This window comes from Caldichromatium japonicum, assembly GCF_011290485.1.
Taxonomy (GTDB): domain Bacteria; phylum Pseudomonadota; class Gammaproteobacteria; order Chromatiales; family Chromatiaceae; genus Thermochromatium; species Thermochromatium japonicum.
Genome location: NZ_CP048029.1, coordinates 1,406,894 through 1,423,862, shown reverse-complemented (window position 1 = coordinate 1,423,862; position 16,969 = coordinate 1,406,894). Strand labels below are relative to the sequence as shown.

The following is a 16,969-nucleotide window of genomic DNA, read 5'->3' as shown; positions in this document are numbered from 1 at the left end:
TTTGTACGCTTACGCACCTTGCCGCGGTTGGTCAGCGTCGAGATCACCGACAGGCCTTCGCGACGGTGCGTGACGCGAATCTCGGGCGTCTTGATCGCCGGCGCATAAGAGCGCCCGCGCACCTCGTCCGAGCGCAGCCCCGTTTCATCGCCCCAGTGGATTTCGGCGCCCTCGGCCTTGGCGCGCCGGGCAATGTCCGGGTAGATCTCCTCAAGCCACGTCTTGCCCGCCGGCGGGCTTTGCTCATAGGCGCGCCGAATCGGTTTCTGGGGCGTCAATCCCCAGCGCGCCATGTATTTGCCCTCCCCCTGCGGCCTGAGCTCGATGCCAAAACAGCCGAGGATCAACTGCCGCACCGCCTGCCGGCTCCACAGCGCAAACGGCAGCTTCAGCTGATCCGGTGTCCCGTCGCACATGAGCTTGCGTATCTGGGCGTCCTGCTCCGCCAACAGCGCCCGCTTCTCACCCACCTTGCGCCTACCCCCCTTGTCCTTGGGCCCCTTCGCGCCCATAGCCTTTGCAGATGTCGAACACCCCTGCGCCCAACAATCCCCTCTGCGCGCCTATCGCTTCATACGTCCAGCCACGCCGCCGCTCTTCGCGCGCCGCAAACGACAGCAATCTCATGTCTCGTCTTTCCATGCCCACGACATCAGGACAGCTCACTCAATTTCAAAAGCATGTGTTTCTTAATCAATAAAGCATTGGCGCTACTCGGCAAAGAGGTCTTCATCGGGCTGATGCTCGGGTTTTCTGCCGCCATCCCCTTCTGGATCGCCGATGGGGTAGGGTATTTCATCGACAACCAGCGCGGCACCACCATGGCGAGCTCGATCGATTCCATGACCGGCGTGCAGACCTCGCCGCTCTTCGTCGGCGGCGGGGCGGTGGTCTTTTTAAGCGCGCTCTATGAGAGCTATCGCCTGGGCCACTCCCACTATTCTCTTTTTATCTGCACCTCGAACCCGCAGCCATTCCCTGGCTGTTTGCTCTACTCGATCATCTCATGGCGCTGACGGTGCTACTGGCCGCGCCGGTGATCATCGCCATGTTCTTGTCCGAGTTTGCCTTGGCCATGATCAGCCGCTTTGCCCCGCAGATGAATGTCTTTGTGCTGGCAATGCCGGTAAAGAGCGGCGTCGGGATGTTGATCCTACTGACGCTTCCAGGAGCTGATCCTCCTGCCGACTCTCTTCATCGGCTCATACCTGTCCTTTGCTGATGCCCTGGAGCAGATGTTGGATGGTGCGGGGGTTTTGGTCTTACAGATGATCGCACCGCCGTTGGCTCTAGCGGTCTTGATCGGGATCGCCGCCCATGTCGGACAGTTTGGTTTTTTGCTCACCTTCGCGCCGCTCATGCTTAAGCTGGACAAGATCAGTCCCGGCAAGGCGATCAAAAAGATCTTTTCATTAAAAAATCTAATCGAACTATTAAAAAATCTAATCGAACTCCTCAAATCTCTCCTTAACAGGCCGTTGAAAAACGTCGCGAGGATAGCCAGATGCAAGGCGCCCGGAGCGCAGCGACCGAGAAAACGAGCCGTAGGCGATGTTTCGGTGAAGGCTTACATGAGCGAAGCGAATGTTATGCCGAAACCACATATCAAGTAGATAGGCGAGGGAGCGAAAACCAGGTTTCGGCGGAGGCTAACATCGGCGCAGCCGATGTTAAGCGCAGCGGCCGAAGCCAACACCGCGCAACGCCGCAGATGGCCCACCGCAGTAGTTTTTCAACGGCCTGTTAAGATCGCGTTCTTAGGGATTTTGTTATATCAGCTCATCCGCGATCATCTGCCCAATCTCGTCAGGCTCCCACACTGCGGCCTGGGTTGTATCTCGCCGTTGTTGTGGCGCCTATTGTTCGATCTCATGCTTTTGGCCAGCCTAGGCTTTATCATCATCGCTGTCGCTGACTTCGTCTTTCAGCGCTTTCAGTTCATGAAGGAAATGCGCATGACCAAGCAGGAGATCAAGCAAAAATACAAGGAGATGGAAGGCGATCCGCGGACCCGCCGATCAAGGGCAAGCACCGGCAATTGCATATAGAATTGCTGATGCAGCAGACCGCAAGTGCTGTCAAACGTTCGACCGTAGTCGTCACCAATCCTACGCGCATCGTTATCGCCCTCGAATATCGCGAGGGCGAGATCCCCCTGCCGATCGTGCGCGCCAAGGGCGAAAACCTCATGGCCGAATACATCATCAACCTAGCCCGCGCTGAAGGTATCCCAGTGATGGAGAACGTCCCGCTGGCGCGCGCTTCATGAGCAATCCCAGGTCGATCAATATATCCCCGTCGAACTGATCGAAGCGGTGACCGATGTCTTGCGCTGGGTGGAGCAGTTCGAACCATCGTCGTGAAACACTTTTCTGCCAGCAGGAGTCAGACGCATGTCGCAATTGGTCCAAGAGATCGCCGAAGGGATATATTGTATCGAGACAGGGCTCTACCGCCCCGGTCTCGCGGCGGCTTATCTGATCCGCTCGGGCGAAGAGCTCGCCTTCATCGACACCGGCCCTGCTCAGGCCATCAGTCAGCTGCTCGAGGCGCTCAACCTTTTAGGTCTAGACGCCGAGCAGGTTGCCTATGTCATGCCCACCCACGTCCATCTCGATCATGCTGGGGCGGCCGGGCACCTCATGGCCGCCTGTCCGCGGGCACGCCTGGTGGTCCATCCCAAGGGGGCAGCGCATCTGATCGATCCGGCCAAGCTCATTGCCGGCGCGAGCGCGGTCTATGGCGAGGAGCCATTTCGCGAGGTCTTCGGCCAGCCGCTTCCCATCCCCGCAGAACGGGTCATCGCTGCCAACGACGGTCAGACCTTTGACCTCGCCGGGCGCCACTTGACCTTCATCGACACCCCGGGCCACGCCAATCACCATGGCTGTTTTTTAGACGAGGATACGCGGGGCATTTTCAGCGGCGATACCTTCGGGATCGCCTATCAGGCATTTCACACCACCGAGGGCCCTTGGCTTTTTGCCCCGACGACGCCGGTGGCCTTCGACCCGGATGCTTGGCTTGCAAGCCTCGATAAACTTATGGGTCACCAGCCGGCGGCGATGTATCTCACCCATTATGGACGCATCAACCGGCCTGCCGAATGGGTCGACGATCTATGCGAAAGCATCGCGGCCTTGGCTCAACTTGCCTTGCGCGAAGCGTCTCAACCCGAAGCGAGGCGGGAGGCGCGGCTCAAGGAGGCCGTGCGCAATCATTTGCTCGCTGCAATACGCTCGCATGGCCTGGCCCTAGCCGAAGACGAGGCCCTAGAGCTGCTCAGGGTCGATATTGAGCTCAATGCCCAAGGTTTAGAGGTCTGGCTCAAGCGACGGGCCAAGCGGGCGGCAGTTTATTGATCCGAAACCAATGAAGATGCTGGAAGTAGCGCATGATGCGTTGGGGGGAATTGAGAAGGCGGCGCAGGTGGCTGACGGTCGCCTTCTTCAGATCGCCCTTGGCGCGGGAGGGCGCCTGCGCGGTGATGGTGGCCTTGAGCATCTCGTTGGGGTTCAGTGCTGGGCTGTAGGAGGGGAGGGAGGAGGCCTCGATTTGATTGGCGCATGCAGCCAGCCAGGCCTTGACCGGCTTGGTGTGATGCACGCGCAGGTTGTCGAGGATGAGGAAGATCTTCTTGCCCCTGGCGTCCTTGACGAGCCGCTTCATGAAGTCGATCAGGATGTCGGCGTTCATCGCCCCCGCGAACGCCTTCCGACGCACCTTGCCGCGGTTGGTCAGCGTCGAGATCACCGACAGGCCTTCGCGACGGTGCGTGACGCGAATCTCGGGCGTCTTGATCGCCGGCGCATAAGAGCGCCCGCGCACCTCGTCCGAGCGCAGCCCCGTTTCATCGCCCCAGTGGATTTCGGCGCCCTCGGCCTTGGCGCGCCGGGCAATGTCCGGGTAGGTCTCCTCAAGCCACGTCTTGCCCGCCGGCGGGCTTTGCTCATAGGCGCGCCGAATCGGTTTCTGGGGCGTCAATCCCCAGCGCGCCAAGTACTTGCCTTCCCCCTGCGGCCTGAGCTCGATGCCAAAACGGTCGAGGATCAACTGCCGCACCGCCTGCCGGCTCCACAGCGCAAACGGCAGCTTCAGCTCATCCGGTGTCCCGTCGCACATGAGCTTGCGTATCTGGGCGTCCTGCTCCGCCAACAGCGCCCGCTTCTCACCCACCTTTCCTTGAGCCCTTGGGCCCCTTCGCGCCCATAGCCTTTGCAGATGTCGAACACCCCTGCGCCCAACAATCCCCTCTGCGCGCCTATCGCTTCATACCTCCAGCTACGCCGCCGCTCTTCGCGCGCCGCAAACGACAGCAATCTCATGTCTCGTCTTTCCATGCCCACGACATCTGGACAGCTCACTCAATTTCAAAAGCATGTGTTTCTTATCAATATTTTGGGGACGCTGCAGATAAATGGGGGAAAACCTATGTCTATTATGCGCCGATCCGCTCTTCGGATTGGACGATCGCCATCGTCTTCCCCGAGGAGAAGCTCTTCGACGATCTCAACCGCCTGACGCTGGAGGCTGCCACCATCGGCGGGATCGGCCTGCTGGCGGCGCTGCCGATCGTCTTGTTGATCGGGAGTTCCATCAGCCGTCCGCTGTGCGCCCTGGCCCAGGCGAACGAGCGGATTGCTCAGGGTGCGCTCGATGTCCCCTTGCCCACGCTTAACAGGGGCGATGAGGTCGGCTTATTGACCGACTCGTTCGCTGCCATGCAGTCTGCCCTGCGCCAGTATATCGACCAGCTTCAGGCTGCGACTGCGGCTAAGGAACGTCTCGAAAGTGAGCTGAGGATCGCGCGCGACATCCAGATGTCGATTCTCCCCCGGCCCTTGCCGCTAGAGGCGCAGCGGACGTTCGCGCTCTGCGCTACCCTTGTCCCCGCGCGCGAGGTCAGCGGTGATTTCTATGATTTCTTTATGCTCGCTGCCGACCGGCTGTATCTTGTGATCGCTGATGTCTCGGGCAAGGGGGTGCCCTCGGCGCTCTTTGCGGTCGCCACCAAGTCCCTGATCAAGGCGAAGGCGCATGACCGCTTCGATCCCGCAGCGATCCTTACCGAGGTCAATGCTGAGCTTGCCGCCGACAATCCGAGCAATATGTTCATTACTGTGTTCTGCGGGGTGCTCGATACCCGCTCGGGCGAGCTGATCTATACCAATGCTGGGCACAACCCACCGATCCTGCTCGGCACGGATGGGCGGGCAAGATGGGTCAAATCCCAGCCGCAGGTGCTACTCGGGGTCATGGATGGGGTGTGTTACAGATCGGATCGGGCGAACTTGCTGCCCGGCGAGCGGCTGGTGCTCTATACCGATGGCCTCACCGAAGCCAAAAACGGGCAGGATGAGTTATTTAGGGAAGCGCGCTTGCTCGCTGCCCTGGAGTCATCCCCCAGACAAGAGCTTGGCGGTTTGCTCGCGGGGGTGCTCGGCCAGGTTGTCACCTTTGTCGGCGCTGCGCCCCAAGCCGATGACATGACCCTGTTGGCCATCGAATATCGGGGCTATATGGCACCTGTTCGCACAGAGATAGGCCCCAGCGATGCGTCTTCAGCGCATTGAATCGGGCGCTGGCCATGGGCATCAGGGATCGAAATGGTAACCAAACAGCTCGATGTCGCGGGCGAAGTGGCGCGCGACGAGTTCAGCGGTTTCATCCGTGTAATAGGTACGCCAATCGCGTTTGCGGTCCTGGGCTCGGCGGCGATGTGGGAGAGGAAGGGGTCTGATTCCGATCCGTTTGCAGATCCCTGCGAAATCCTCCTCCAGTCGCTCATAGCGTCCGATGTCATCGACAATGACCCGCCCCTCGAGGTCAACCAGATAGTCACTCTGTGGGGTGATAGAGGTGTCCAGGTGATATTGGTAGGGGCGGTCGGGGTCGAGCTTCCAACGCAAAAAGTCGGCAAAGTCTGTATGTCCGCCGAGATAGTGCGGGCGTTCGCGGCGGATGTGATGAAAGGAACTTACCTGGAGATCCCAGGGATTGCGGACGAAGGCGAACTTAAAGAGACCCTCGAAATATTCCCGGGGTAAGAGCTCTTGCGCCAGGATGACCTTGGCATGGCGCGGAAGCTTCATCCCCAACCGATGACCCGTCAGATGATTCAACCGCCCGCACAGCCACATCGGGTAATACCAGGGGTCGCGCCAAAGCAGGGGTTTGAGGGCCGCGCGCACGCTGGTCCCGCCGGTCTTGGCGATATGGACAAAGAGAAAACGATAGCGATGCGACAGAAGCATCTTTAAGGTCCGGCTGGCTTAGCTCAAGCAGGATCGTCCAGATCAGGGGTTCCTTTCTTGCGCGCCCTGGGATGCGCCTGATCATAGATCTGGGCAAGGTGCTGGAAGTCCAGATGGGTATAGATCTGGGTGGTGCCGATCCCTGCATGACCCAACAGCTCTTGGACGGCACGCAGATCGCCAGACGACTCTAGGAAATGGGAGGCAAAGCTGTGTCGCAAGAGATGCGGGTGTAGGTGCTGGTCGGCACCGCGTTCGATCGCCCAGCATGCGAGGCGCTGTTCCACCGTACGCGGATGGATGCGCCGACCGCGCTGGCTGACAAAGAGCGCCGGCTCAGTCGAGGACGCGAGGCTTGGGCGTATCTCGAGCCAGCGCCTGATCGCCACGCATGCCTTGCTACCGACCGGCACCAGTCGCTCCTTGTTTCCCTTGCCCAGGACCCTGACTTCGCCCGCTTGGATGTCGAGATCGTCGAGGTTCAAGCCCACCAGCTCAGAGAGACGCAACCCAGAGGAATAAAACAGCTCGACCATCGCACTGTCGCGGATGGCGAGCGGCTCATCCGCCGGCTGATCGAGCAGTGCCCCGAGCCGATCGGCATCGAAGACCTTCGGCAGCAAACGGGGTGACTTAGGGGCGCGCACCCCGACGGCGGGATTGGCCTCGGCCTGCTCTTCACGTAATAACCAGCGAAAAAAGGTGCGCAGGCTCGACAGCTCGCGCTGGAGCGTCTTGGCGCTGAGCCCCTGGCGATGCCGCCATGCCAGATAACTGCGAATCCCCGCTTCGTCGATCCGCTCAAGTGGACCGCGGACCTGTCGGTCGAGCCAGCGGGCAATCTGGCTGAGATCCCGTCGGTAGGCGGCGACCGTGTGGGCCGAAAGGCGCCGCTCATGGGCCAGGTGGTCGAGAAAGCGGGCAAGGCTCAAAAGCGCGGAGTTAGACATGGCCTTCACATTGACCGAAGGGAAGGGATCTCAGCTTTTGGCTGAGCAGTTCGCCCAGACGGTCGAAGATCTCGGTGTCCATCTCGGGGCTGAAACACTCTGGATCGGTATTGCCGATGGCGATTACCCCCCAGTGCTCATCGGTCTGGAGAGGGATAATGGCCGCGGATTGAATGACCGATCCGGCCTCACCGAACAGGGTTTGCGCCTGCTTGCCGTTCAAAGGGCCACAGAGGGCGCGGCGCCGATCGATAAAATCCCTGAATGACACGGCCAGGGGGTCTGAGATGGTGGTATTCGGTCGCTGACAGGGAAAGAGCTTGAGCAGGATGGCGTCGGCGCGGAATGTCCGCATCAGGGTCTCGCGTAAGAGATGGCAGAGCTGTTCAGATTGGTCGATGGCCAGCAGCTTAAGGGTCAGGGCATGCAGCCGGTTGACGAACGCCTCATACTCGCGGGCGCGGGCGATGAGATGCGCCAGACGCTTGCGCTCGGCGGTGAGCTGACGGCGCAGGCGCTGGACCTGATATTCGACCAGTGAGCACACACCGGGCGGGAGCCGGTGAGGCACGTCGATGACAGCGAGCACCTCGGGATGACGGACTAGAAAATCCGGATTGGCGATCAGGTAGATTGCAACCTGGCGCTCATCTTCCGCTCCGTCCGCGCGATCCTCTCTAGCGCGTTCGCTCATGATCCACTACTCCTCAGCAATCTCAATCTCGCCGACAAAGACCCGCTCGGCAGGACCGCTCATCCAGACCGGCCGTCCCTCGCCCTGCCACTCGATCCGCAGGTCCCCGCCCGGCAGGCTGACTCGAACGCTCGGGCCGAGTAGACCCAGGCGCTGTCCGCTGACCGCCGCCGCGCAGGCGCCGCTGCCGCAGGCGAGGGTCTCGCCGACCCCGCGCTCATAGACCCTCAAGCGGACGGCATCGAGGGATATAACCTGCATGAAGCCGACGTTGACCCGCTTGGGGAACCGCGGGTGACGCTCGAGCAATGGCCCAAGCTCAGCGACCGGTGCGGTATCGATGTCCTCGACCAGGATGACCGCATGGGGGTTGCCCAAGGAGAGGGCGCTCAGATGCAGGGTCTGACCTGCGACCTCCAAGGCATGGGTCAGGGCTGGGGCGTCTGCAAGGAAGGGGATCTTAGCGGGTTCGAAGGTCGGGATGCCCATGTTGACCCGCACCTGGTCATCTTCCTCCAGATACAGGCGGATGACCCCTGCCGCGGTGCTGACAAGGATTTCGTCTTGGGTACTTAAGCCCTGATCGCGGACAAAGCGGGCGAAGCAGCGCGCCCCATTGCCGCATTGTTCGACCTCGCTGCCATTGGCATTGAAGATACGGTAATGGAAATCCGTTCCCGGTAGGCGAGGGGGCTCGACTAACAGGACCTGATCGCAACCGATCCCGAAGCGCCGATCGGCGAGACGCCGGATGAGGGCGGCATCAAGCGCGATGCGCTGGCGCACCCCATCGAGCACGACAAAGTCGTTGCCCAGTCCGTGCATCTTGGTGAAACGCAGCCTCATGTCGGCAGATACCCCATGACCGCGAGATGCCGGTCGCTGACGACAGCGACCTCCAGGCACTCGAGCCCGGCGGTTTGAAGCTGGGCGCTGACCTCGGCGGGCTCGAAGGCGGCATAGAGCGAATTGCGAAAGTCGCGCTTGAGGACCTCTGGCTCGGAGCCGGCATAGGTCTCGACTAGGGTCTCGACCCATCCAGGGGATGCGGAGCGCATGAGGTCCATGATGAGGACCGGTGCGCCTGGTTTGGCCGCAGAGCGGACCGTCTCCCAGAGCACCTGGGGATCGGGCAGGTGATGGAGTAGGCTATTAGATAAGACCAGGTCATAATGTGCGCGCGGCAGGCGCTCGGAGGGGATGCAATCCTGGATCAACTGCGCCCGTTCTACAAGCTCAGGGTGGGCAGAGAGGGCCTGGGCAGCGAGCTTGAGCATTGCCTTTGATCCATCGAGGGCAGCGCAGCGGGCGTTGGGATAGGCACGCAAGAAACGGATGACGATGTCAGCAGGCCCGCAGCCGAGATCAAGAGCTGCAAGAGGTCTGTGGGTATCGGACACCAACTGCTGTAACAGCCGAATGAACAGTGTATTGGACTCGGTGAAGTCGGCCTCGGCATAGGCCCGGGCCTGATCTTCGCCTTCCATTAGCTCTTCGGGTTCGGGTCGGCGTTTCATAGGCCTTGGGGTGGTTCGGCAGGCAAGAGGTGCTCGTGGGCATAGAGCTCCGGGAGCGACTCGCGCGCGCGGACCAGATAGGCCTTGTCGCCATCGACCATGACCTCGGCGGCGCGCGGGCGGCTGTTATAGTTCGAGCTCATGCTAAAGCCATAGGCGCCGGCGCCACGGATGGCAAGCAGGTCTCCCTCCTCGAGGGCCAGGTAACGATCCCTGCCGAGAAGATCCGCCGTCTCGCAGATGGGGCCAACGAGGTCGTAGCGTATCAGTTCGGCATCGGTCTCTTGGACAACCCGCATGATCTCTTGCTGGGCCTGATAGAGCGCGGGACGTATGAGGTCATTCATCGCGGCATCGAGGATCGCGAAATGTTTATGCGAGCCGTGTTTGAGATACTCGACCCGAGTCAGCAACACCCCAGCGTTGCCGGCAATGGCGCGCCCAGGCTCGAGGATGACGGTATAGGGCCGTCGGCTGAGCAGGTGGCTCAAGGAGGCGGCATAGGCCGCGGGCTCCGGCGGATGTTCGTCACGATAGCGGATCCCCAACCCGCCGCCGAGGTCCAGGTCGCGGATATAGATCCCCTGGCTCTCCAGGCGCTCGGCAAGGGCCAAGACCCGCTCAGCGGCCTCGATGAAGGGGGCGAGATCGGTCAACTGTGAGCCGATATGACAGTCGATCCCGACGACCTCCAGGTTTGGCATGGCCGCGGCCAAGGCGTAGAGGTCCTCGGCCTCTTCGATGGGTAGCCCAAACTTGTTCTCTTTGAGCCCAGTGGCGATATAGGGATGGGTTTGGGGATCGACGTTGGGATTGACCCGCAAGGCGATCGGGGCCTTGACCCCGAGCTTATCTGCGATCCGGTCGATACGCACCAGCTCAGACTCGGATTCGACGTTGAAGCAGCGAATACCTGCTTGCAGCGCTCGCTGGACCTCGTCGGTGCGTTTCCCTACGCCGGAAAAGACGACCTTGGCAGGGTCACCGCCAGCGGCGAGCACCCGCTCGAGCTCCCCGACCGAGACGATGTCGAACCCGGACCCCAGACGCGCCAGGACATTGAGCACCGCCAGGTTTGCATTGGACTTGACCGAAAAGCAGATGAGATGCGGATGATCGCGAAAGGCGCGGTCGAAGGCCCGCCAGTGCCACTCGAGGGTCGCACGAGAATAGACATAACAAGGGGTGCCGAAACGCTCGGCGATCTCGGTGAGCGGGATACCTTCCGCATAGAGTATCCCATTGCGGTTGTTGAAGTAATCCACCTTAGCGAGACCTGTCTTGATGTAAACCTTGATCCATCGGGGTATGGGGCATCGTCTGACCTGGGCTCGATAGCTCGGCAGCGCGCGGGGGGGCAGGAGGCTCGGGGCGGTAGAGCTCACCCTTTTGTCCGCAGGCATCGAGCATGACGCCCATCCCACATAGGACAACCAAGGTCAATAACACCCTATCGGCCCAGCAGCGCATCTCGTGAAGCTCCAGTTGCACTCACCGGCTTAAGTATATCGGCTTGGGGATGGCCAACGCATCTGGACCCTGAGCTTAGGGCCAGGCGGATCAAGGGCACGCAATTCGATGACGGGATGGTTAGAGGCGTCGAGGAGGAGCAGCCGATCACCGGTGATCCGGTAGGCCTGCACTCGGGCGAGGGCGGCGCGGTATGCCCGGGCTTGGCGCTCGCGCTCCAGTCCCGAGGTACAGGCCATGGCAGTCAGGGCAACGGGGCCAAGGCTTAGGACATGTCCAGAGCGGACAAAACCGCTGAGATAATGGTTGCACCCGTCGAAGCCGCTGATTCTCCCCTGTGGGTCAAAGCTGAGGTCGATCGCAGCGAGGGGTTTGACCAGAGTTCCCTGACCATCGACATAGCCCTCGACGCGCCAGGCACGACCCGTTAGGGCCTGGGGGCCGGTATCGACGGCGAGGGGCGTAAAACTCAGCAAGACCCGTCCAGCTTTATTCATCAGTTCTAGGCGCCCACCTGCGAGGCGGTAACGGGCAACGTCTTGCAGATTGTGGATGACCGCAGATTCCTGCTGCATCAGTGGTTCTGGACAGGCCATGCGCGTTGCTGCCAGCCCGGATGCCAAACGGAAGAGATCTGACTCGATCTGATAGCCTCCTTGGATCTGATTGCACCCGGTGTTGCCTGAAAGCCGACCTTCGCTAAAGCGGAAGATGGATGGGCGTCCTCTAGCTTGGAGCTCCACGGTCTTGGAGCCATCCCAGTAGGTCGTCAGGTGCCAATCCATATCCTCAAAAGGGGTAGGGGCGGGGATAGCGCCCACAGCGGGGGGCTGGGTCATCTCTGTCTGGGCCTGACAGAAGAGGGGCCAGATGCAGGCGAGGGTTAGAATCAAGGGGTGATGCCGGCGGTGATCGGTGGACATTCTGTGAGCCTCGCGCTCAGCGCTGTTGTAAAAATGAGGGTCAGGTCGCAGTTCGATTCTCTATTGAGCGGACAGGGGATGCAATCGCTGTCCAGGTTACTGGATAATCATGAGATACGGGCGACCTTGGCAAGCGAGACAGCATGCGATTCATCGACCTCAAGACCCAATATGCGCATATCGCACAGGATTTGCGCGCACGCATCGATGCAGTACTCGATCATGGTCAATTTATCCTCGGCCCCGAGGTCCGCGAGCTAGAGGAGCGTCTGGCCGAGTTCGTCGGCGTGCGCCATTGCATTGGGGTGGCGAGCGGCACTGATGCCCTCTTGATCGCGATGCTCGCCTTGGAGATCGGACGCGGCGACGAGGTGATCACCCCTGCCTTTAGCTTCATCGCCACCGCCGAGACGATCGCCCTCTTGGGTGCGCGCCCGGTCTTCGTCGATATCGATCCCGTCGCCTATACCCTCGATCCAAACAAACTTGAGACAGCCATCACCAGTCGCACCCGCGCTATCATCCCCGTGTCGCTCTATGGACAATGCGCCGAGATGGATACCATCAACGCCATCGCTGCCCGCCACGGGATCGCGGTGATCGAGGATGCGGCCCAAAGCTTCGGGGCCCTGTATCGCGGTCGGCGCTCATGCGCCCTGTCAGCCATCGGCTGTACCTCATTTTTTCCCTCCAAACCCCTGGGGGCCTACGGCGATGGGGGGGCCTGTTTCACAAACGATGACCGCCTCGCCCAGGCGATACGCGAGATCCGCGATCACGGTCAGGACCGGCGCTATCACCACCGCCGGCTCGGTCTCAACGGGCGGCTCGATACCCTGCAGGCGGCCGTTCTGCTTGCCAAGCTTGCGGTCTTCCCCGAGGAGATCGCGGCACGCGCGCGCATCGGCGCCCGTTATACGGAGCTCTTTCAGGCGCACGGTGTGGTCGGGAGCGATGTCGGGGGAGCGCCTCTGCTCACGCCCCATGTCCATCCGCACAACCAGTCGGTCTATGCCCAATATACGATTCAGGTCGAGGAGCGCGATGAGGTCGCAGCCAGGCTCGCCCAGCAGGGTATCCCGACCGCTGTCCATTACCCTCTGCCGCTTCCTGAACAGCCGGTCTTCAGCGGCCTGGCCCAAGGGGATCACCCAGTGAGCACAGCGGTCGCTCAACGGGTATTGAGCCTGCCGATGCATCCCTATCTGGACGAAGCGACCCAGGAGCGGATCGTCATCGCCGTGATGCAAGCAGCAAGGGGATGAGGTGTATGAACCTAGAGCAGCGTCCTGAATCGTGCTCGTCGAGCCCAAGGCTAGGCGATCGCGTGCTCCTGATCGACGATAGCCACGCCATCAGTGGCCTGCTGCGCGCCCGCTGCGAGGACATCGCCGGGGTCCAGTCCGAGACCGCTGATTCTCTGGCCGCGACCCGCGCGCTCCTAGCCGAGCACCCCGAGCGCTTTTTTGTGGCCATCGTCGATCTCAACCTGCCTGACGCCAGCGATGGCGAGGCGGTCGATCTAGTCCAGTCGTACGGCATCCCCGCGATCGTCCTGACCGCTGATTATGACGAGGCGACCCGCAAGCGGATGCTCAGCAAGGAGGTGGTCGATTATCTGCTGAAAAATAGCCCGCATGAGATCGATCAGGTCGCAACCCTGGTCCGGCGCATCGATCATAATCGCCACGTTCGGGTCCTCGTGGTCGATGATTCGCGTGCCTTTCGCGCCTATCTTGCCAAGCTCTTGAACCTACACCACCTCCAGGTCCTCGAGGCGAAGGATGGGCGTGAGGCATTAGACATCATTAAGGACCATCCGGGCATCGAGCTGGTGATCACCGATTATTGTATGCCCGAGATGGATGGCCTGGCCTTGGTGTCGGCGCTACGCCAGTTGTATCCGCGTTTCGAGCTGGCGATCATCGGCCTGTCCGAACAGAGTTCAGTGGACCTATCATTGCGTCTGCTTAAGAGCGGTGCCAATGATTTCATTTACAAACCATTCCTGGTCGAAGAATTTTATTGCCGGGTCATCCAAAACATCGAACAGATCGAATTGATCCGCACGATCCGCGATGTCTCGGTACGCGATTATCTCACTGGCCTGTATAACCGCCGCTATCTTTTCGAGGCCGGCGAAACCCTTTATGCCGCCGCTAGACGGCGCCACATCAATCTCGCAACAGTGATCCTCGATATCGATCATTTCAAACGGGTCAATGATAACTATGGCCATCTGGCCGGCGATCGAGTGATCCGCGAGGTGGCCCGTATCCTCTCCTTCGGGGTGCGTCAGTCGGATCTCATCGGACGCTATGGTGGAGAAGAGTTCTGTATTTTCCTGACCGGATTGGAGTCCAATGATCTTGAGATTGTACTCGAACGATTACGGTCGGCAGTGGAGGCAACGCGCATCTCACATGAAGGGACTGAGATCCAGGTGACCATCAGCCTGGGTGCGACTCTGAATCTCGCTGATAGCCTGCAGGCCATGATCGACCGCGCGGATGCTTGCCTGTATCAGGCGAAACAGGGGGGGAGAAATCGCTTTGTGATCGAACAGGCAGCGGCATGAAACGGCGCTTTTGCAACAATTTATTCATTTGACCGTGCATGGTCCTCTGCCTATAGTCGCTTAGTCGCTGTTCTGTCCCTGGAACTAGGCGGTCTTTGAGCAAGCGATCTGCGGAAAATGCCCATGTCTGAGCCTATTTATAATGTTTTATTCATCTGCACTGGTAATTCGGCACGCAGCATCATGGCCGAGCGAATCATCGATCGCTGGGGCCAGGGGCGCTTTCGGGGTTTTAGCGCCGGCAGTCATCCAAAGGGTGAGGTCCATCCCTTGGCGCTCGAGGTCCTGCGCCGCAGCAACTATCCAACCGAGGGCTTGCGCAGCAAGGATTGGTCCGAGTTTGCGCGCCCAGATGCCCCGGTCATGGATTTTGTCTTTACGGTCTGCGACAAGGCGGCGGGCGAGATGTGCCCCGTCTGGCCGGGCCAGCCGATGACGGCACATTGGGGAGTCGCCGATCCTGCGGCGGTCGAAGGCGATGAGGTGACCCGCATGATGGCCTTTCGTACCGCCTTCCGCGAGCTCGAAAACCGGATCAAGATCTTCGTTGCCCTGCCTCTGGCATCGATCGATCGCTTAAAACTCCAACGCGAGCTCGATCGAATTGGTCAAATCCGTACACCAAAGACAGATCATCCTGGTGGATAATCGGACTGTACCTCTGATGACATGGCGAGCGAAACCGCTTCAGTTAGCAGATGATCTGGCCCCTCTGGATTGCGCCTGAGGGCGATTCCCAAAGGGCTTTGCTTGGCAGCATGCTTAAGCTCGGCGATGGTACGCCCAATTGTATCGCCATCGCTATAATCATCCCCTGGACGGATCTCCAAAAGCGCCATACTACAACGGATCAGCGGTATCTCCCGCCATTCTCGATAACGATCCTTAACGTACAAATAACCGCGTTGGCGATCCTCTGCATCATAGAGGCTTTGCACATCGGCTTTGAACTTTTCAATCAACCAGCTGAGCTGCTCCAGGACAACGGTCAGCTCGGTATCGCGGATACCTGCAAAAAAATCGTCCCCGCCGATATGACCGATAAACCAACCATGCGACTCAAGCCCTGTGCGTAATAGCTCAGCAAACAGCTGAATGACCCGATCGCCGCGCCGAAATCCGTAGTGGTCATTAAATGCCTTGAAGTTATCAAAATCCATATATGCGAGATGCCAAGTATACTCGCGTTCTGCCAATGCCTGGGAGACATAGCGATGGATGGGGTTGTTGCCTGGGAGCTTAGTCAGGGGATTTTGATCGCGCGCAACGGCCAAATTTTTTTGCTCGATCAGACGCAACAATGACATAGCTGAAATGAAACCATGATAGCGGCTATCGCAGGTGATGAGCATACCGGCCGTATCGGCGGCGGAGGAATAAGCCTGCAGCAGCCGATCAATAGAGCTATGGATGTCAATGCAGGGGCATGGCCGGACAAAATCCCGAATCTCACGGGCAAAGGCAGGATTGACGATCAGATCGCGCCCATAGCTCGAATAGATATAGTCCTTGATATCCGATTCATAGATGAGACCGACCGGGTAATCAGTACTATCGAGCACGGGGACGATGTGATGATGCTTGTCGCGTCGCAGGGCATCGAACAGTCTGGTGATCTGATCGCTGAGATGGATAGGCGGGATCAGTTCTAAAAAGGTCTCGATCAGCCCTCGATCTCCAGATAGTTTGCGTTGATTACGCTCATGAAGCATAGCGATATGTTCATAAAGCTGGACTAGATTCTTGGGACTGATCTGGGGTACGGCGATGAGATAGCCTTGCGCCAGATCGCAGCCTATCTCGCGGCAAATCAAAAACTCACCCTCAGTTTCGATACCCTTGGCGATCGTGCGAATATTGAGCTGGTGAGCGAGCTGGACGGCATTGGCAAGCAGGTTGCGCTTGCGCCGGTCGGTGTCGATCCCCTGAATGAAAAAGCGATCGAATTTGATGTAATCAGGGGGCTCTTCGTAGAGATGTTTAAGCGCCGAGCAGCTATCTCCAAAGTCATCGATGGCGATATGCAGACCGACACGCCGGTAACCCTTGATCATTGCTATACAATCGGGATGTATGAAGAGGTCAAGCTGTTTGGAGAGCTCGATGCACAGATGCTCGGCTTTCAAGCCATGTTCTGATAGACGGTCGAGCAGGCGCAACCCATGTTCAGGGTCGATGAAATGGGGATCGAGATTAAAAAAAAGCCGATAATGCTGGACTTGGCCCTGCTTGATGAAGCGTTCGATCGCCAAGCTGCTCAGCATGGCATCCAGTGACTCCGAAAGTCCAAACTCGGCAGCCCATGCGAGGAGAGCGGCAGCGTTGGTAAAGCCCAGCGGCTCGAAACCGCGCAACAAGGCCTCGTATCCGAAGACAGACCCCGTGTGGATGTTGACGATGGGCTGCAACGCATAGGTCAGCACTTTGCGGGCGCGCATCAGCAGCTTGACGGCCTGACTGTGTTTGTTGATCAACTTGAGCGACATAATCCATCTCCCACCGCTGGGCTGAAGTTTGGCTGGGCCCCTGCTTAGCCAGTAGAGTAGATCAGATATCTATGAACCCTTTATGATCACCGGCTAG

20 protein-coding genes and 1 pseudogene are annotated in these 16,969 nt (G+C 59.5%); 10 read left to right on the top strand and 11 right to left on the bottom strand.

The genetic code is table 11. The features are described 5' to 3' along the window. Positions 1-5: 5 nt before the first annotated feature. Positions 6-642, bottom strand: a pseudogene (locus GWK36_RS15355) (winged helix-turn-helix domain-containing protein); the annotation flags it as partial. Between GWK36_RS15355 and GWK36_RS15350 the strand changes: the two are divergent. The 6 genes from GWK36_RS15350 to GWK36_RS06970 all read left to right on the top strand — a co-directional run bounded on the left by GWK36_RS15350 (position 537) and on the right by GWK36_RS06970 (position 3,362). Beyond that, positions 537-1,016 (top strand): EscT/YscT/HrcT family type III secretion system export apparatus protein, encoded by a 480-nt coding sequence (locus GWK36_RS15350; protein WP_166272525.1) that lies wholly within the window; start codon positions 537-539, stop codon positions 1,014-1,016. The pseudogene GWK36_RS15355 and the gene GWK36_RS15350 sit on opposite strands and share 106 nt — an antisense overlap. Further along, a complete protein-coding gene (locus tag GWK36_RS15660) occupies positions 1,007-1,222 on the top strand; it encodes a flagellar biosynthetic protein FliR (RefSeq protein WP_166270533.1) in 216 nt (71 codons plus the stop codon). Before GWK36_RS15350 ends, GWK36_RS15660 begins: the two co-directional genes overlap by 10 nt. A 13-nt stretch (positions 1,223-1,235) precedes the next feature. Then, positions 1,236-1,613 (top strand): EscU/YscU/HrcU family type III secretion system export apparatus switch protein, encoded by a 378-nt coding sequence (locus GWK36_RS06985; RefSeq protein ID WP_166270532.1) that lies wholly within the window; start codon positions 1,236-1,238, stop codon positions 1,611-1,613. Between the two features lie 153 nt (positions 1,614-1,766). Further along, positions 1,767-2,048, top strand: a complete 282-nt coding sequence (locus tag GWK36_RS06980; protein ID WP_166270531.1) for an EscU/YscU/HrcU family type III secretion system export apparatus switch protein — start codon at positions 1,767-1,769, stop codon at positions 2,046-2,048. Between the two features lie 8 nt (positions 2,049-2,056). Further along, complete coding sequence (locus GWK36_RS06975; RefSeq protein ID WP_246237759.1) at positions 2,057-2,269, top strand: EscU/YscU/HrcU family type III secretion system export apparatus switch protein; 213 nt, start codon at positions 2,057-2,059, stop codon at positions 2,267-2,269. A 124-nt stretch (positions 2,270-2,393) separates the two neighbouring features. Next, entirely contained in the window at positions 2,394-3,362 is a 969-nt protein-coding gene (locus GWK36_RS06970) for an MBL fold metallo-hydrolase (protein ID WP_166270529.1), read from the top strand. Here GWK36_RS06970 and GWK36_RS06965 read toward each other — a convergent pair. Continuing rightward, positions 3,328-4,221 carry an IS630 family transposase gene (locus GWK36_RS06965; RefSeq protein WP_425482794.1) on the bottom strand — a complete coding sequence of 298 codons (894 nt, stop codon included), beginning with the start codon at positions 4,219-4,221 and terminating at the stop codon, positions 3,328-3,330. The genes GWK36_RS06970 and GWK36_RS06965 overlap by 35 nt on opposite strands. On the opposite strand from GWK36_RS06965, the gene GWK36_RS06960 reads away from it, so the two are divergent. After that, positions 4,191-5,573 carry a PP2C family protein-serine/threonine phosphatase gene (locus tag GWK36_RS06960; protein WP_425482782.1) on the top strand — a complete coding sequence of 461 codons (1,383 nt, stop codon included), beginning with the start codon at positions 4,191-4,193 and terminating at the stop codon, positions 5,571-5,573. The two genes, GWK36_RS06965 and GWK36_RS06960, sit on opposite strands and share 31 nt — an antisense overlap. Positions 5,574-5,594: 21 nt before the next feature. Here the strand turns inward: GWK36_RS06960 and GWK36_RS06955 are convergent, their stop codons facing one another. The 8 genes from GWK36_RS06955 to GWK36_RS06925 all read right to left on the bottom strand — a co-directional run bounded on the left by GWK36_RS06955 (position 5,595) and on the right by GWK36_RS06925 (position 11,808). After that, positions 5,595-6,254, bottom strand: a complete 660-nt coding sequence (locus GWK36_RS06955; RefSeq protein ID WP_166270528.1) for a sulfotransferase family 2 domain-containing protein — start codon at positions 6,252-6,254, stop codon at positions 5,595-5,597. Positions 6,255-6,277: 23 nt separating this feature from the next. Then, the gene (xerC, locus tag GWK36_RS06950; protein ID WP_166270527.1) at positions 6,278-7,204 is read right to left on the bottom strand and encodes a tyrosine recombinase XerC; all 927 of its coding nucleotides are present in this window, start codon (positions 7,202-7,204) and stop codon (positions 6,278-6,280) included. Continuing rightward, the gene (locus GWK36_RS06945) at positions 7,197-7,898 is read right to left on the bottom strand and encodes a DUF484 family protein (protein WP_166270526.1); all 702 of its coding nucleotides are present in this window, start codon (positions 7,896-7,898) and stop codon (positions 7,197-7,199) included. Before GWK36_RS06945 ends, xerC begins: the two co-directional genes overlap by 8 nt. A gap of 6 nt (positions 7,899-7,904) precedes the next feature. Then, positions 7,905-8,744 (bottom strand): diaminopimelate epimerase, encoded by an 840-nt coding sequence (gene dapF / locus GWK36_RS06940; RefSeq protein WP_166270525.1) that lies wholly within the window; start codon positions 8,742-8,744, stop codon positions 7,905-7,907. Next, on the bottom strand, positions 8,741-9,415 hold the full coding sequence (locus tag GWK36_RS06935; protein WP_166270524.1) for a class I SAM-dependent methyltransferase: 675 nt from the start codon (positions 9,413-9,415) through the stop codon (positions 8,741-8,743). The genes dapF and GWK36_RS06935 overlap by 4 nt, the downstream gene beginning before the upstream one ends. Then, positions 9,412-10,680, bottom strand: a complete 1,269-nt coding sequence (gene lysA, locus GWK36_RS06930) for a diaminopimelate decarboxylase (protein ID WP_166270523.1) — start codon at positions 10,678-10,680, stop codon at positions 9,412-9,414. The genes GWK36_RS06935 and lysA overlap by 4 nt, the downstream gene beginning before the upstream one ends. Position 10,681: 1 nt before the next feature. Next, positions 10,682-10,825 carry a hypothetical protein gene (locus GWK36_RS15345; RefSeq protein ID WP_246237809.1) on the bottom strand — a complete coding sequence of 48 codons (144 nt, stop codon included), beginning with the start codon at positions 10,823-10,825 and terminating at the stop codon, positions 10,682-10,684. A gap of 89 nt (positions 10,826-10,914) precedes the next feature. Further along, positions 10,915-11,808, bottom strand: a complete 894-nt coding sequence (locus GWK36_RS06925) for an META domain-containing protein (RefSeq protein WP_166270522.1) — start codon at positions 11,806-11,808, stop codon at positions 10,915-10,917. A 143-nt stretch (positions 11,809-11,951) separates the two neighbouring features. Between GWK36_RS06925 and GWK36_RS06920 the strand changes: the two genes are divergently transcribed. The 3 genes from GWK36_RS06920 to GWK36_RS06910 all read left to right on the top strand — a co-directional run bounded on the left by GWK36_RS06920 (position 11,952) and on the right by GWK36_RS06910 (position 15,034). Continuing rightward, entirely contained in the window at positions 11,952-13,073 is a 1,122-nt protein-coding gene (locus GWK36_RS06920; protein ID WP_166270521.1) for a DegT/DnrJ/EryC1/StrS family aminotransferase, read from the top strand. A 5-nt stretch (positions 13,074-13,078) separates the two neighbouring features. Beyond that, the gene (locus GWK36_RS06915; protein ID WP_166270520.1) at positions 13,079-14,386 is read left to right on the top strand and encodes a diguanylate cyclase; all 1,308 of its coding nucleotides are present in this window, start codon (positions 13,079-13,081) and stop codon (positions 14,384-14,386) included. Positions 14,387-14,509: 123 nt separating this feature from the next. After that, the gene (locus GWK36_RS06910) at positions 14,510-15,034 is read left to right on the top strand and encodes an arsenate reductase ArsC (protein ID WP_166270519.1); all 525 of its coding nucleotides are present in this window, start codon (positions 14,510-14,512) and stop codon (positions 15,032-15,034) included. Here the strand turns inward: GWK36_RS06910 and GWK36_RS06905 are convergent. Continuing rightward, the gene (locus tag GWK36_RS06905) at positions 15,019-16,872 is read right to left on the bottom strand and encodes a GGDEF domain-containing protein (RefSeq protein WP_246237757.1); all 1,854 of its coding nucleotides are present in this window, start codon (positions 16,870-16,872) and stop codon (positions 15,019-15,021) included. The genes GWK36_RS06910 and GWK36_RS06905 overlap by 16 nt on opposite strands. Positions 16,873-16,969 lie beyond the last annotated feature (97 nt).